The 14488-nt window shown below is 40.5% G+C and carries 13 protein-coding genes; 6 read left to right on the top strand and 7 right to left on the bottom strand.

The genetic code is table 11. From position 1 onward, the window contains the following. Positions 1-32: 32 nt before the first annotated feature. Positions 33-1118 (bottom strand): AI-2E family transporter, encoded by a 1086-nt coding sequence (locus F8R90_RS21955; RefSeq protein ID WP_196512443.1) that lies wholly within the window; start codon positions 1116-1118, stop codon positions 33-35. 135 nt (positions 1119-1253) lie between these two features. Between F8R90_RS21955 and pdxH the strand changes: the two genes are divergently transcribed. Further along, on the top strand, positions 1254-1898 hold the full coding sequence (gene pdxH, locus F8R90_RS21950) for a pyridoxamine 5'-phosphate oxidase (protein WP_190895047.1): 645 nt from the start codon (positions 1254-1256) through the stop codon (positions 1896-1898). A gap of 160 nt (positions 1899-2058) precedes the next feature. Here the strand turns inward: pdxH and F8R90_RS21945 are convergent, their stop codons facing one another. Both F8R90_RS21945 and F8R90_RS21940 read right to left on the bottom strand, forming a co-directional pair. Next, positions 2059-2679, bottom strand: a complete 621-nt coding sequence (locus F8R90_RS21945; protein ID WP_196512442.1) for an FMN-dependent NADH-azoreductase — start codon at positions 2677-2679, stop codon at positions 2059-2061. A 312-nt stretch (positions 2680-2991) separates the two neighbouring features. Further along, positions 2992-3894: a DUF3153 domain-containing protein gene (locus tag F8R90_RS21940; RefSeq protein ID WP_196512441.1), complete on the bottom strand. Its 903-nt coding sequence runs from the start codon at positions 3892-3894 to the stop codon at positions 2992-2994. Positions 3895-4705: 811 nt separating this feature from the next. On the opposite strand from F8R90_RS21940, the gene F8R90_RS21935 reads away from it, so the two are divergent. The 4 genes from F8R90_RS21935 to F8R90_RS21920 all read left to right on the top strand — a co-directional run bounded on the left by F8R90_RS21935 (position 4706) and on the right by F8R90_RS21920 (position 10314). Then, positions 4706-6157, top strand: a complete 1452-nt coding sequence (locus tag F8R90_RS21935; RefSeq protein ID WP_196512440.1) for an MOP flippase family protein — start codon at positions 4706-4708, stop codon at positions 6155-6157. 23 nt (positions 6158-6180) lie between these two features. Continuing rightward, positions 6181-7644: a Coenzyme F420 hydrogenase/dehydrogenase, beta subunit C-terminal domain gene (locus tag F8R90_RS21930; RefSeq protein ID WP_196512439.1), complete on the top strand. Its 1464-nt coding sequence runs from the start codon at positions 6181-6183 to the stop codon at positions 7642-7644. A 169-nt stretch (positions 7645-7813) separates the two neighbouring features. Then, complete coding sequence (locus tag F8R90_RS21925) at positions 7814-9040, top strand: polysaccharide pyruvyl transferase family protein (RefSeq protein WP_196512438.1); 1227 nt, start codon at positions 7814-7816, stop codon at positions 9038-9040. Positions 9041-9231: 191 nt separating this feature from the next. Continuing rightward, positions 9232-10314, top strand: a complete 1083-nt coding sequence (locus F8R90_RS21920; protein WP_230966600.1) for a glycosyltransferase — start codon at positions 9232-9234, stop codon at positions 10312-10314. 463 nt (positions 10315-10777) lie between these two features. On the opposite strand, the gene F8R90_RS21915 is transcribed toward F8R90_RS21920, so the two are convergent. Further along, positions 10778-11320 (bottom strand): tetratricopeptide repeat protein, encoded by a 543-nt coding sequence (locus tag F8R90_RS21915; protein ID WP_196512437.1) that lies wholly within the window; start codon positions 11318-11320, stop codon positions 10778-10780. Between the two features lie 170 nt (positions 11321-11490). On the opposite strand from F8R90_RS21915, the gene F8R90_RS21910 reads away from it, so the two are divergent. Then, positions 11491-11886, top strand: coding sequence for a hypothetical protein (locus F8R90_RS21910; RefSeq protein WP_196512436.1), 396 nt, complete (start codon positions 11491-11493; stop codon positions 11884-11886). 46 nt (positions 11887-11932) lie between these two features. Here the strand turns inward: F8R90_RS21910 and argB are convergent, their stop codons facing one another. The 3 genes from argB to F8R90_RS21895 all read right to left on the bottom strand — a co-directional run bounded on the left by argB (position 11933) and on the right by F8R90_RS21895 (position 13822). Continuing rightward, entirely contained in the window at positions 11933-12829 is an 897-nt protein-coding gene (gene argB / locus F8R90_RS21905; RefSeq protein ID WP_190895039.1) for an acetylglutamate kinase, read from the bottom strand. A gap of 100 nt (positions 12830-12929) precedes the next feature. Further along, positions 12930-13220, bottom strand: a complete 291-nt coding sequence (locus tag F8R90_RS21900; protein WP_331000693.1) for a pentapeptide repeat-containing protein — start codon at positions 13218-13220, stop codon at positions 12930-12932. 56 nt (positions 13221-13276) lie between these two features. Next, positions 13277-13822: a shikimate kinase gene (locus tag F8R90_RS21895; RefSeq protein ID WP_196512448.1), complete on the bottom strand. Its 546-nt coding sequence runs from the start codon at positions 13820-13822 to the stop codon at positions 13277-13279. Positions 13823-14488 lie beyond the last annotated feature (666 nt).

Raw genomic sequence — 14488 nt, 5'->3', positions numbered from 1 at the left:
CTGCTTCCCCTGCCCCCTGCCCCTCTGCCCTCTTAATCAGGGGGCGAGTCATGAGTCATAATGACAGTTGATACAAAGTCACTCGGCTTGCCGCTCTTGATCGCATCAAAAGTGCCTTTAATAGTACCAGCAATGGGAACAGCAACAAGCGTCCCCAATAATCCAGCAATCTCAAATCCCATCAAAATAGCAACAAAAATCCAGATAGGATTCAATCCAATAAAGTTGCCGAGTAACCTGGGAGCTAACAGGTTATCTTTAAGCTGCTGCATCAGAATCGCCGCGATCGCAACTTGAACTGCTAACCACCAATTTTGCAGCAGTACTAAAATCGTCACCAGACCAATGCCAAGAGATGCCCCAATAAAGGGAATGAGTTCTGAGATACCGATTAATATGGCAAACAACAGGGCAAAGGGCACCTTCATCACTAAGAAAATTGGTGTCAGGGCTAGCACCATGAAGAGTCCTAGCAACAACTGGCTGAGGAAGAAGTTCTGGAAATTTAGGCGTAAGGATGCGGTAAGCGGGTCTCCAATATTAGAGGGCAAAAGATTGACCAGACCATACCAGACGCGATCGCCATATAAAAGCATATAGAATGCAAGCACAATGACTAACACTATGTCAAGTAAACCTGATAGCAGTGTCCCAGCAAATCCCACTGCACCAGAAGCTAGCTGTTGCACCAGATTCTGAATGTTGGCATTGATTTGACTGCTTACAACTCTCAGATCAATCGGCAAACGTCGTTGTTTTGCCAGCATCTCAAATTGCTCTAGGTTTGCTTGACTGGCACCTAACCAATCAGGGATCTTATTTAATAGTTGGATTGTTTGGTCAATGATCAACGGCACTAGGGTCACGCCCAGAATCCCAAATAGGGTTAATGTTGCAAGTAAAACTATGATCACCGCCTGAGTGCGCGTAATCCGAGCACGTTCAAAGAACTTAACTGGGTAATTTAGTAGAAAAGCCAGAATCGCCGCAATGCTCAAGACGGTAATCGGATGCTGGAAGTAGCGAAAAAGCACCGACAGTAGCCAGACATTAAGAGCGATAATTGGGCCGCTCAGACCATAAATTAACAGGCTATGGAGGGAGGTCGAACGGCGCATCTTATGCAATCTAGTTTAGATATTCCTGAGACAATTTGTAAAATTCTTGATGGCACTCATAATTATCATAGATTTTTTTAACAACGGTATATATAGAAAAGCATAAGTGTATCTGATCGCAGGAAGTAACTCAAAATGGACAAAACCGTAGCTGACCTTCGCAAAGACTACACCTTGGAAGGTTTGAGCGAACTCGAAGTAGACCTCAATCCTTTTATCCAATTTAGAAAATGGTTCGATCAGGCTCTAGCAGCACAACTCCCCGAACCCAATGCCATGACCATTGCTACCGTTACACCAGACGGTAAGCCCTCAGCCAGAATGGTGCTGTTGAAAGATTTTGATGAACGGGGCTTTGCTTTCTTCACCAACTACAACAGCCGCAAAGGACAAGAACTGGCAGAAAATCCTCTAGCGGCTTTAGTCTTCTGGTGGGCAGAACTAGAACGTCAAGTTCGGATTTGTGGGTATGTAGAGAAAGTTTCCGAAACTGAGTCCGACCAGTATTTTGATACTCGCCCCGCCAACAGTCGCCTGGGTGCGTGGGTATCTAATCAAAGTGAGGTGATAGAAAGCCGAGAAGTCCTGGAGCGACGTTTACAGGAGTTCTACAGCAAATATGAAAATCAGGAAATTCCCCGACCGCCTCATTGGGGAGGCTTACGAGTGATCCCCACAGAAATTGAGTTTTGGCAAGGTCGCCCCAGTCGTCTGCACGATCGCTTACTCTATAGGCGTTTAGATAATGACACTTGGAAAATTGAGCGGTTGTCACCTTGAAAGAATGAGGGAGCAAGGGGAAATGTAGCTTGAGCTTCCCGCAGGCTGGGGGACAAGGGAGAATTATTGAACAAGTTTCTTTCTTCCTTGCCTCCATCCTCTCCTTGTCTCTTTCCTATGCCCAATGCCCCACATCAGAGAATCTGTAAAATTCAATACATTACCACTGGGTGATCAAATCTTGAATTGCTGCCCGTGCTTCTGATAAAGATTGGGTACGGGCATCACCTTCATTCAGGCTATTAGCGTTAATAAATTGAATGTCTGTAATCCCAATAAAGGCAAAAATCGTCCGTAGATAGGGTTCTTGGAAGTCGTAAGCAGCGAAAGGAGATGTGGCGCTAAAGTCACCACCGCGAGCTGTAATGATCAGCGCCTTTTTACCCTCAACTAACCCTTTGAAACCGCCTTGAGCATCTATAGCAAAAGTCCGGTTAGCGCGAACGATTTGGTCGATGTAAGCCTTAAAAGTGGAAGGGATATTCAGGTTATACATTGGTACTCCAAAGACGTAGCGATCGGCTGCCAACAACTCATCAATCAGTTCATCAGAAATCCTGATTGCCTCAGTTAATTCTGGAGTATGGGTTTCTGGTGGTGAAAATGCAGCTGCAATCCAAGCTTCATCAACGTGAGGAACTGGGTGACGACCTAAATCTCGATAGGCGATCGCGTCTTCAGGATGCGCTGCTTTCCAACTACTGACGAATTCCTTAGATAGTTCTCTTGAGTGCGATCGTTCAGCACGAGGGCTGGAATCAATATGTAGAATGTTTACCACCAAATATCTCCTGATTAACTAAGTATTTTTAGGGTTGTTGTTCAAAAATATTGTAACTGCGGGCTTCAAGATAATTTAATCCATACCGAGAGTTCTTCAATGTTAAATAGAGGAAGTTTTTGAATACCAGCTTTATCGAGGCTGCTGTCTTGTGTATTTCCGCGCCAAATTACGCAAATTGCAAAAGTATAAAACACAACAATTTATTTGCCTAATTCGCTATGACTCATTTTTATAAAAAGCTGGGCGAAGTGTAAAAAAGCCGATGCATTCTCCATCGGCTTAAGTGACAATATTCAACAGGTGAATAGTCTACTGTTCCTGAATAGCTGCTGCTTTGGGAGGAAACTGAATTCTGGGATCTGGCATGAAATTGTATCTCAAGTACAATCCACCCCAGACGAACAGGATAATTAATAAAGCACCAATACCAAGGGGACTAGGAAGCCAGAAAACAGCTTCTATATGGTTTAGCTCACCAGGCTGGAGTTTCCACACCAGTTGATTGCCATTCTTTTCTGGGGTAATGGCAGTTTCAGTTTGTTGAATATTTTTGGCTCCCCAAGGAGTCTTCAGGCTAAAGTCCAAGTCGAGAATTGAACCAGCATTAGCCAGAACGTTGCCTTTGCTGGCAATTAGAGACAGCGATCGCAAATCCAAATCATAAATCAACCGATTTCGGACTAAAAGTAAAAAATTGTTTTGCTCCAAGAGGACATTTGATTGAATTTTCGGCAGTTCTGAGCCAGATTCGCTCTGCACAGACTCAGAGGTTTGATTAACACGGGAGTTAAAAAATTCGTTGAACTTCTCTTGCAATTCCCTACCACTACTAAAAGGAATTGTGACGATGATTTCTTCTTGGGAAACTCGCTGTGTTTTACCTTCAAGTTTACGGGTGCGGCGCTCTATGCTATTTAACCATTCATATACATAATCGCCACTAAAACTAGTTAGCCGCTCTCCTAGCTTAATATGCTGTACTATTTCGCCACTATTTGAATTGTCAAAGTTAAGCCCCACATCGTACTTAACACAGCCAGATAGTAGCAGGGATGTTAACAGCACTAGCCACAGAATAGGATTCCGCATGGGAAAGACACGGTTACTTCGATTTCGACCAATTAATGGTGAGAGAAATTCCATTTTTGCCAACACAAAACTAAATGGTCTGATTAACCACAAGAAAATTTTTCCTAAAGTTGAAGAATTCATAACTAGAAATCTCTCTAAAAGTCAAACTTTTTAACTTATCTTGACTTTTATGGCAGTCATGTCTTCTTCTTTAGTTAGCGTAGCGTCTTGTAGAGAAGGGGAACCACTAAGGGTGATAGTGCAGCATTAGCGAGTCTACGCCAGTTCTACAACAATGGGGAAACCTTCCTCCGAGTGATGCTCCTACGTCGCTAACGCTAGGCAGGAAACCCGCTTACACGACTGAACTTCGCACAACAGAATGGCTTCCCTAGAGAAACAAGCTGCCGAAAGGGTTTGTCTGACACTTGAAGGGCAGAAAGTTGGATCTATTACGCCTTGACAGACAACTTTATTTTACTTAACATAACTTCAGAAATTTGCCAAGAAAGTCCAATCATTAACAATACCTTTGCCAAATTGACATTTCAGTAATTACCCATTGTGATACTACTGAGTGCAGAATGTGGCTTACATTCCATTCCTGCTTTAGCTACTCTATGATATCTAGAGTTCTATTAAGCTTCATATAAAATTGGTATCAACAGTAAATTTTCTGTCAAAAGTTTATTGAATGACTACCAATTTGCAAAAACATTGTGGTACAGTCTTCTAAGAGTAATTACTTAACGATAAAAAATATTTTTCGGTATATCACAAGAGTTACATATACTTTCTGTGTCATTTTGGGAGTAAAAATTTTTAATGATAGCTATAACTTAAATAAAAAAAGTTCAACTAACTGGCGTGACAAAAAAGGATCTAGTTAGTTAATTCTATCTGAGAATATCAAAGCTACATCGTGTAGGTTCTTTAATCGGTAAACTATGTAATGGAACCACCTAAAAAATCATCAAGTTTGCGACAAAAAGCTGTTAAAGGGGTATTGTGGTCTGCTCTAGACAGTTGGGGTAGACAAGTTATCTCCCTTGGTGTTTTCTTGGCACTTGCACGCTTATTAGGTCCAGAAACTTTTGGTCTGGTTGCTCTTTCTAGTGTATTTTTGGGTTTTTTGCAAGTTTTTCTTGATCAAGGTTTTTCCCAAGCAATTGTGCAACGTCAAGATGTAGAAAAAGAACATTTAGATACTGCCTTTTGGACTAATTTGGGAGTCAGTTCGCTGGTAGCAATACTAAGTATTGCTGGCGCTGGATTGATTGCTGAATTATTCAAAGAACCACAGATTACGCCAATTATCCGCTTTCTATCTCTCGGCTTTATAATCAGTGCTTTTAGTAGCGTTCAGGAAGCAATTTTCCAACGAAAACTAGCTTTTAAATCTCTAGCCATACGCTCATTGGTAGCAGTGGTTATTGGCGGCATAGTAGGTATAGCTATGGCGTTTACGGGATTTGGAGTCTGGAGTCTTGTTGGTCAGCAATTAACCAATAGTTTTGTACAAGTTTTAGTACTTTGGTGGGTAAGTGATTGGCGTCCCGGATTTAGATTTTCCCAAAGACACTTCAAAGAATTATTTGCCTTTGGGGTGAATGTAATGGGGATGAATTTCTTTAATTTCTTAAACCGCCGCTCTGACGATTTTTTAATAGGTTATTTTCTGGGTTCTACTGCATTAGGATATTACAGCGTTGCATATCGTTTGCTACAAACTTTAACACAATTACTAACTAGCATTATTGTAAAAGTTTCTCTTCCTACTTTTTCCAGGTTACAGCAAGAACCTGAGAGATTACGTAATGCACTTTACCAAGCAATCCAATTTACGAGTTTAATTACTTTTCCAGGGTTCCTGGCCACAGTAATATTAGCACCTGAAATAGTGACGGTTATATTTGGAGAAAAGTGGTCACCAAGTATTCCAGTAATGCAAGTTTTGAATCTTGTAGGTATTCTTTATGCTTATTTTTATTTCAACGCTTCTGTAATGATGGCTATGGGGAAACCTTCTTGGAAATTGGCTTTAGATTTTGTACAAGCCGTCAGTAATGTTATTGCCTTCGCTATAGCAGTTCAATGGGGAATTGTTGCTGTTGCAGCAGCATACGTCATCAGAAGTTATTTGATGGCACCTCTTAATATTTGGGTGGTTTGGAAGTTAATTCATATTGATGTGAGGACTTATATCCGCCAGGGTGCTGTTCCTCTAGCAGGAACATTAATTATGCTAGCGGTTATATTTGCTATAAAATATTTTTTGAGTAATGTAATTAGTTCTTCTGCGGTACTAGCTATTGCTGTACTGGTAGGTATTATAGTATACCTGTTGTCAATTTTCGTGATTGCGCCAAAACTATTTTGGCAGGTAGTCAATATTGCCCGTTAAGCTAGTAAATAAAAGAAAATTGGATGACACAGAATCAACAAATTGAAAATAATAGCGTACCTTCTGAGGTAACTAAGTTATTAGAAACCGTAATTGATGGTGGTTATTGTATTGGTTGTGGCGCTTGTGCTTCAATAAGTGGCTCTCCTCTAAAAATGCAACTAGATGAATATGGCAAGTTTAAAGCGACTATTGATCCATTAGTAGATCAGTCATTTTTGAGGAATTCAGTGCAATCTGTGTGTCCTTTTTCAAAGGAAAGTTTAAATGAAGACGAGATTAGCCAACCATTATTCAGTAATGATTGCCAATATCATGATAGGATCGGCTACAATTTAGCTACTTATGCAGGCTATGTATTAGAGGGTAATTATCGCGATCGCGGTAGTTCAGGAGGTATGGGAACCTGGCTTGTGAGTAGTCTTCTCAGTGAAGGACTAGTCGATGGTGTAATTCATGTTCATCAACGCCATCCCACCGCATCAGACCCTAGACTATTCTCCTACCAACTTTCAACAACTATACAGCAGGTACATAGTAGTGCTAAGTCACGCTATTACCCTGTGGAAATGTCTGAGGTGATACAGCTAATTCGTGAACGACCAGGACGTTACGCAATTGTTGGTATCCCATGTTTTATTAAAGCTGTTCGTCTGTTGATGCGACAAGATGAATTACTAGCTGAAAGGATCAAGTTCTGCGTAGCCCTAATTTGCGGACATCTTAAGAGTATGCGCTTCGCCGAGATGTTTGCTTGGCAAAGCGGTATCGCACCTGGTAATCTTTTAGCAATTGACTTTCGCAAAAAATTACCAGATGCAGACGCCAACCGATACGGTGTTGAAGTGACTGGAGTTCAAGAAGATGGACAGATAGCCACTCATGTTATGCCTGTACGCGACCTCTACGGTACTGATTGGGGGTTGGGCTTCTTTAAGTACAAAGCATGTGACTATTGTGATGATGTAGTAGGGGAAACAGCAGATGTCACGGTTGGTGATGCTTGGCTACCTCAGTACGTTAAAGATAGTAAAGGCACAAACGTTGTAGTTGTGCGTCACCCAGTTATTCATGACATGATTGAGCGTGCTATGAGTGCGAGGCAATTAAAGCTTGACCGTATTAGCGCCGATGAAGTTTCTCAATCACAAAAATCAGGTTTTCAGCATCGACGAGAAGGTCTGGCTTATCGTTTGTACTTAACCGATTTAGAGGGTAAATGGCGTCCTCAAAAACGGGTTCAACCAAAAGCTAACCATCTCAAGCGCAACCTTCAAGAGCGGCAACTTCTAAGGGTAGCTCTAGCAGCAGAAAGTCATATTGCTTTCAAGGATGCCGTTGATGCTGGTAAATTCTCTTTGTTTAAGCAGCGGCTAGAACCTCTAGTGCAGAGATATCAAAAGCTATATAAGGAAGCATTATGGAGACGAGCAACGTGGCGGATTAAACGACTATTGAAAGGGCTATTGCTGAAGATTGGTGCTTAATTTCTATATTTTCATGAATGATGATTTTGCAAAAATATACAAAGAAATCATTTATGAAAAATAGAAAAGATATATCAAATAATTTTGCTCTCAAGCAATTATCCAATTAGTTGCTTGTTATATAGCTCCCGAATATTCTGTTTTAAAGATTAATAGAGGTTAAAATGTCATGAATGCAATCATTACTGGAATTACTGGGTTACGTAATAGAGGGGTTGAAGCATTAGTTATTCCTACTCTTGAACAGTTACTACAACGTCAGCCTAATCTGGCTATCGATGTGTTAACCCTGACACCTGACTATGATGCAATGCGATTGGAGATTTTTGGTTCAAAGCCAATAAAAGATCATCTAAGAAATGCTAATTCAACAAGGCTACGCAAGTTACGTAGCAAACTTTCTCAGTTTTACAAGCCTTTATCAATTGATTACCAATCTAATGTAGAAAATATCCGTCAAGCATCAATTGTGATTGCTTCAGGAGGAGATGTATTTAGTTCGGACTATGGGGGACTAAATAGACATTTGTTGCCATTAAAGTTAGCGTTGAATGCTGGTGTGCCTGTTGTATTTCTGGCTCAATCAATTGGCCCATTCAAAACTAAAGAAGAGGCTGATGCTTGGGTGGAAGTTGCTCGACGTTCCAAGTTGATTACAGTTAGAGAAAAACTTTCCTACAACTATGTTACTAAAGATTTAGGTTTAGATCCTTCACTAGTTAAGCATACTGCTGATCCAGCCTTTTTGCTGAACCCACCATCTCCAGAGATTATAGCTAAAATACTCAGTAACTACGGTATTGACCAAGATAGACCTAAAATTGCGATCGCACCTAGTCAGGGTATTTGCCGTTACGCTGCTCAAGATTACGACAAGCATGTTAATGTCTGGTCTCAGGTAGTACAACTCATGATTAACGAATTTAAAGCGCAGGTATTGATAATTCCTCATGTTCAAGAAATCGATGCGAATAATGATGATCGAATCTTTGCTACCCAATTGCTAAAAGCCCTTAACTACAATCCAGATGTTCGGCTTGCGGGTGCAGATCATACTGCATCAGAGTTTAAAGGCTTAATTGGAGCTTGCGACATGATTGTAGCGGAAAGAATGCATCCTGCGATCGCTGGGCTTTCCAGTGGGATCTGTACTATGCCAGTTGGTTATTCAGTCAAAGCAGAAGGGATTATGAGCGATCTTTTCGGTTCTGAAGCAATGCACAATGGACTACTGATCTCAATTCAACAATTTCTAAATGCTGATGTAGCTTGTGAAGCAATTATTCAGTGTTGGAATAAACGTCACGAGGTAGCTAACCAACTGAATCAAGTACTGCCAAAAGTTAAGCAGGCAGCAGCAACCAACTTTGATATGATTACGGAAATTTTGAAATAGAAGTATTGCCATTGAACTGAAGTATACATAGCCCTGGTTGGTAGACTTATACCAGTAATGACTACCTACAGCAAATTAGTAAAAAAGGTGATTATTACTACACTTAAGTCAGCCAACCCTGCAAAACTGTATAATACTGTAAAATCATTGGTTAGGTCTAGATATATATTATTTAGTTGAAATTATTTAAAATGGAACACATAAAATCGATTTTTCTACCTCAAGTAACTGACGATAACCCTTACACAAAGCAGTTGATTGATAACTTAGAAAAACTAGATATTAAAGTTGAATTTCCAAGCCTTCAATCTTCAAGAACTTTTTTTTTACCCGAAGTAGTCTTACATGCTAAGGCAGATATTGTACATTTACATTGGTTACATCCATTTTTTATCCACTCAACAAATATAGTGTTTAACTTACTTAAATTATTGATAGTGATATTTGAGCTAGTTGTCCTAAAAATGATTGGCATAAAAATTATTTGGACTGTACATAATCTTAAAAATCATGAAAACATAAACTTAACTTTAGATCGGATTTACAACATTGTTGTAGCTAAATTATCTAACGGTATCATTACTCATTGCCAAGCGGCAAAAGAAGAAGTTATCAAAGAATTTTCCGTAAAGAAGAAAGATAAAATCTTCGTTGTTCCACATGGGAATTACATAGAGTGTTATGAAAATAAGATAGAAAAAGTAACTGCCCGAGAAAGTTTAGGTTTAAAAGATTCTAATCTTGTTTTTCTTTTCCTTGGTACGATTCGCCCCTACAAAGGAGTGTTTGAACTTATAGATACATTCAATCAACTATCTAGTGACAAAGTCCAACTAGTAATTGCTGGCAGAGTTCACAACGATAATCAAGAAATGACGGATACGCTTAAACAAAAGATTGCCAATGATCAAAGAATTAAGTTAATTCCAGGCTTTATTCCAGCTGATAAAATTCAACTGTACATGAATGCTTGTGATGTAGTTATATTTCCATACCGAGATATTTTGACATCGGGCGCAGTAGTTTTAGCAATGTCCTTCGGCAGAGCCTGTATAGCACCACGCAAAGGTTGCATTGGAGAAGTGCTTGACGATACTGGGGCATTTCTATATCAGATAGATGATGAAAATGGTTTAAAGAAAGCCATGAATTCTGCTTTAGAAAAGCATTCTGAACTATTTTTTATGGGACAGCACAACCTCCAGTTAGCTCAACAGTATAATTGGGAACACATTGCTAAGATGACAGCAGATGTATACCGTTATTGCTTATAAAAATTAACTAATGCTGAGATACAGTCATATTAGAATGTTGTGCTTGGGCAAGAGAAAAATATTTTGTGCTTGTTGTGATGTAATTGTTTAGGACAGTTACGAAACGGCTGCTAATTTTATTTTTTGAATCTCTTTATACTTAGCAAGGATGACTGGCTTTAGTAGGTAGAGTAATCCTGAAAGGATTGAGTTCGCAATTTCATCCTCTACTAATGACTATCTATGTAACTGTGAGTAAATATCCTAGAAAACTCAACTCTTACCGTTTTGGTGCGGGGCTGAAAGCGCCCCGCAAGCAAGAGTTCCAAGGGTGAAAAAACGAAGTATCATCCAAACACCCTAACTAAAAGGTTATTAGGACAAGACATTACTAGAAAGTCTTTTATTCGTGTTCAGTTGAATAACTCCACATTTAGCCGAAATTACTGCTCATAGTAGGTGAATCATCCAATGTAAGTTGGTATCAGTTTGGGGTTCCTGATAAATTCAACCAAACCAAGTATGAAATGGTTAAACCAATGGCAATTAGCGCCACCCAGATAAAGCGATTATCTTTGGTATTGACCTGACTGAGGTCAACAAATTCTGGCTCTGTAGGTTTAGGCTTCTGCTGGACAGAAGATTTAGTAGGTTTAGCAGGTACAGAAATTTTGAGTTCATTATCAGATAGTGCGGCTAAATCGGGGATTTGGGTCATCCACTCGCTGGGTCTTTTCAGCTTTGGTGCTTTTAAGATGTAAAGCATCCGTCGCGCTTGTTTGCTAATTTCAAAATGGGCATGGCGTTTGAGTCTTTCGCAAAGAGCGATCGCATCATCGGTGCGTCCAGCAGCTTCATAAGCTGTCACCAGATAAATTTCTACTTCGCCCCCAAGGCGAGTATTACGAGCTAACAGGGCGCTGGCCTTTTCTAAATTTTCTATGGCTTCGCGGTATTGCCCATTTTCAAAGGCAACTTTCCCAGCCTGGTAGCGGGTTTTAGCAATTTCTAAACTTTCTGTACTCACGTCTTCTATAAAAAATCAGCACTGTTTTAATTTTGCCAATGCCAGCAATCTTTTTGGAATCTTTTCAGAAGCTGGCAATCTGAAAGTAAATAAACTTCTAAAATTTTAACTAAGTAGCTGCAATAATTTTCTGATTAAAAATTCTGGTATCAAATGCAGGTGAGCAAAATATGTTGAAAATCAAGCATTCGCAACTGAATTGGCTCTTAGCAGGCATGACTTTAGCAGTGATGGGTGTAACCATTGCTCCAGCTGCTGCCCAGCGTGTGATAGTAATTGACGGTGGTTATGGAATCAGGCGATCGCCTGCTGTCGGTTCCTTTATTTATGGTAGTCCGATTCCCACACCTATGCCTGTAGACCCAGGAACGGGACTGATGCCACAACGCAATAATTACCCTGATTATTCCTATCCCCAGGTAAGGCAGAACGTGAGAAATTCCACACTGATTAATCCAACAATTCGAGACTCAACCGTAGTTAATCCAGTGATTATCAACAATTCATGGCGTAGTACACCATTTAGTGGTGGGCAATCGCGGGTTATTATTACCTATCCTCGGTAAAGTGAGGAGTAGGGAGCACAGGAGGAGAACTGCTACCTCCTAACTCTTACGAAGTAAACTGCGAACCAAGAATCATTGTCCCAATCCCAACGTCAGTAAAGATTTCTAGTAACAGCGCGTGAGGAATGCGACCATCGATGATGTGTGCTGCACGGACTCCTTGAGCAAGCGATCGCACACAACAATTCACTTTAGGGATCATCCCACCACTGACTATACCATTGGCAATCAACTCGCGGGCTTCGCGGATATCTACTTTTGGAATCAAAGTAGATTGGTCTTTGTAATCTTTTAAAATTCCACTTGTGTCGGTCAGTAAAATTAACTTTTCTGCTCCTAGTGCAGCAGCGATTTCTCCAGCTACAGTATCGGCGTTAATGTTATAAGCTTGCCCTGTCTCGTCTGCGGCTACGCTGGACACTACCGGAATATAGCCATTGCTAGCGAGGGTGTCCAAAATCTTGATATTCACATTGCTGACTTCCCCCACAAAACCGATGCCTTCTTGACCTTGAGGACGGGCTGTAAATAGATTACCGTCTTTACCGCAAAGTCCTACAGCCAATCCACCAGCTTGGTTAATTAGCGCGACAATTTCTTTGTTAACTCGACCAACTAAAACCATTTCCACCACATCCATTGTGGCGGCATCAGTGACTCGCAGACCATTCTTAAATTGTGGTTCGATTCCCAGCTTATCTAACCAGCTGTTAATTTCTGGGCCGCCGCCGTGTACTACAATCGGACGCAAGCCCACGCAGGATAAGAATACAATGTCGCGGATAACTTTGTCTTTGAGTGTGCTATCTTTCATCGCTGCGCCACCATATTTGACAACAACAGTGCGACCGGCGAATTGTTGAATATAAGGTAGTGCTTCGCTTAGTACACGCACACGAGTGGCTTCAGCTTGCCTGATGTATTCAGAATCGTTGACCGTCATGAGGAGCCGCCGTTGAGAGTTAAAACCTATTTCAGTCAGTGTAGAAGACTTTGTAACTCGTCACAATCTCTAATGTTAAAGTCGAGTATGTTTGTACTGATCAGCCATAGCTGTTTGGTTCTGTTACGAGTTCACCATCTGGCAAAACCGTATTGTAGAAATAAGCCCCATACATTTTTGCGCCGCGCCAGTTAACTTCCAATAAATTAGCATTTTCGAGATTGACGCTCTCCATAAGAGTAACTCTCAAATCAGCACCACTGAGATTAATACCAGACAAATCAACTTCGCTTAAGACTGCACCACTGAGATCGACTCCTGAAAAATCATTTTCCCCAGCATCTAAACGACTGAAAAACTCTTCAATATCCATTGAATTCTTTGGTGACACAGCAGTAAAACTTCAACCTCTAGAGCCAATCCCATAAATTGGTAACTTGAGTCTTCTTAATGAGAAACTTGTGGTTTAAGAACGTTAGGAATTGCCTCAAGTATTCGCTTGGCAACCTCTTCAGGCGTTTCTCCCTCTTGCTCGGTGATGTGCAAATCGGCTTGCGAGTAAAGTGGTGTTCGTTGTTCGAGGAGCGATCGCAATTTACCTTTAGGATCAACATCTTGCAGCAGTGGTCTTGTGGTATCCTCAGCTAAACGGTTATAAATTAGCTCCACTGGCGCATCTAGCCACACTATCAAACCGTGGTGCAAGTAACCCCAATTTTCTCGCCGCAATACAATGCCCCCACCAGTTGCTATAGTCAACTTTGTAAAAGCACAGACTTGTGAAAGCACATCACTTTCTAGCTTGCGAAACCCTGCTTCCCCAACTTCTGCAAATAACTGATTGATAGATTTACCTGTTGCTTGGGAAATGACATCATCGGTATCTACAAACCCATAACCCAGTTCCTTTGCCAGTAAGCGCCCTATTGTCGTCTTACCAACGCCCATCATCCCAATTAAGTAAAGGTTGACTCCTTGTAATAAGCTGCTCACCAGTTGCTTCGCTCCAATTATGAGTTCTGTTAGCGGTAGTGGGGCGTTTAGCCCGTGCTGAGTCACAGTTTCCAATTATAAACTCAACGACTCATACCTGCGTATTCAACCGATGTTCTAGAAAAGCAATCGCCAATTAGCTGATATTTTCGATTCTGCTTTTGCTAGCAAACGCGTCATACAGATCCAGTTTTTTATTTTACTGAGTATTCTGCCTGGTTACTCAGCATTTATTCTATGTATTTATCGCTTATAAAGATCAGCTCTAACAGTACTGCTACTACGGCTGCGATAAACTCCATTAGCAATTTCCGCAGAACTAGAACCACAAAGCAAACCTCTGAGTAATTTATTTTCAATGGATAATAAGGCTTTTCCCTGTGCCAATATCAAAATTACGTATAACTTTTCTAACTTTCAATTATTTTTAAATTTTACAAATTCATCTTCTAATTGAGTTTAATTAACTACCGTTATTACTGTTGTTAATGTATTTAAAGTAACTTAGGCAGTAGATTAATGATTCTTCTGTGAAATTACCATAAGTAATAATACCAAGTTGCCAAAGTTAGTATTCTTTAACGTCTAAGCTCTGCTGGACTAGCTTTCAAGCAAATAATACTATCTATCACAACTTGGTATAAATGATGAATTTCTCAGGAATTT

This window comes from Nostoc sp. NZL (genome assembly GCF_015714705.1).
GTDB lineage: Bacteria > Cyanobacteriota > Cyanobacteriia > Cyanobacteriales > Nostocaceae > Nostoc > Nostoc foliaceum_A.
Note: the sequence above shows the minus strand (reverse complement) of the source record. Positions and strands in the feature narration are given on the sequence as shown.

What these genes read in the sequence shown, in the direction of transcription:
- F8R90_RS21955 (WP_196512443.1), bottom strand. Translation starts at nt 1,118, where the DNA reads ATGCGCCGTTCGACCTCCCTCCATAGCCTGTTAATTTATGGTCTGAGC.
- pdxH (WP_190895047.1), top strand. Translation starts at nt 1,254, where the DNA reads ATGGACAAAACCGTAGCTGACCTTCGCAAAGACTACACCTTGGAAGGT.
- F8R90_RS21940 (WP_196512441.1), bottom strand. Translation starts at nt 3,894, where the DNA reads ATGAATTCTTCAACTTTAGGAAAAATTTTCTTGTGGTTAATCAGACCA.
- F8R90_RS21935 (WP_196512440.1), top strand. Translation starts at nt 4,706, where the DNA reads ATGGAACCACCTAAAAAATCATCAAGTTTGCGACAAAAAGCTGTTAAA.
- F8R90_RS21930 (WP_196512439.1), top strand. Translation starts at nt 6,181, where the DNA reads ATGACACAGAATCAACAAATTGAAAATAATAGCGTACCTTCTGAGGTA.
- F8R90_RS21925 (WP_196512438.1), top strand. Translation starts at nt 7,814, where the DNA reads ATGAATGCAATCATTACTGGAATTACTGGGTTACGTAATAGAGGGGTT.
- F8R90_RS21920 (WP_230966600.1), top strand. Translation starts at nt 9,232, where the DNA reads ATGGAACACATAAAATCGATTTTTCTACCTCAAGTAACTGACGATAAC.
- F8R90_RS21910 (WP_196512436.1), top strand. Translation starts at nt 11,491, where the DNA reads ATGTTGAAAATCAAGCATTCGCAACTGAATTGGCTCTTAGCAGGCATG.
- argB (WP_190895039.1), bottom strand. Translation starts at nt 12,829, where the DNA reads ATGACGGTCAACGATTCTGAATACATCAGGCAAGCTGAAGCCACTCGT.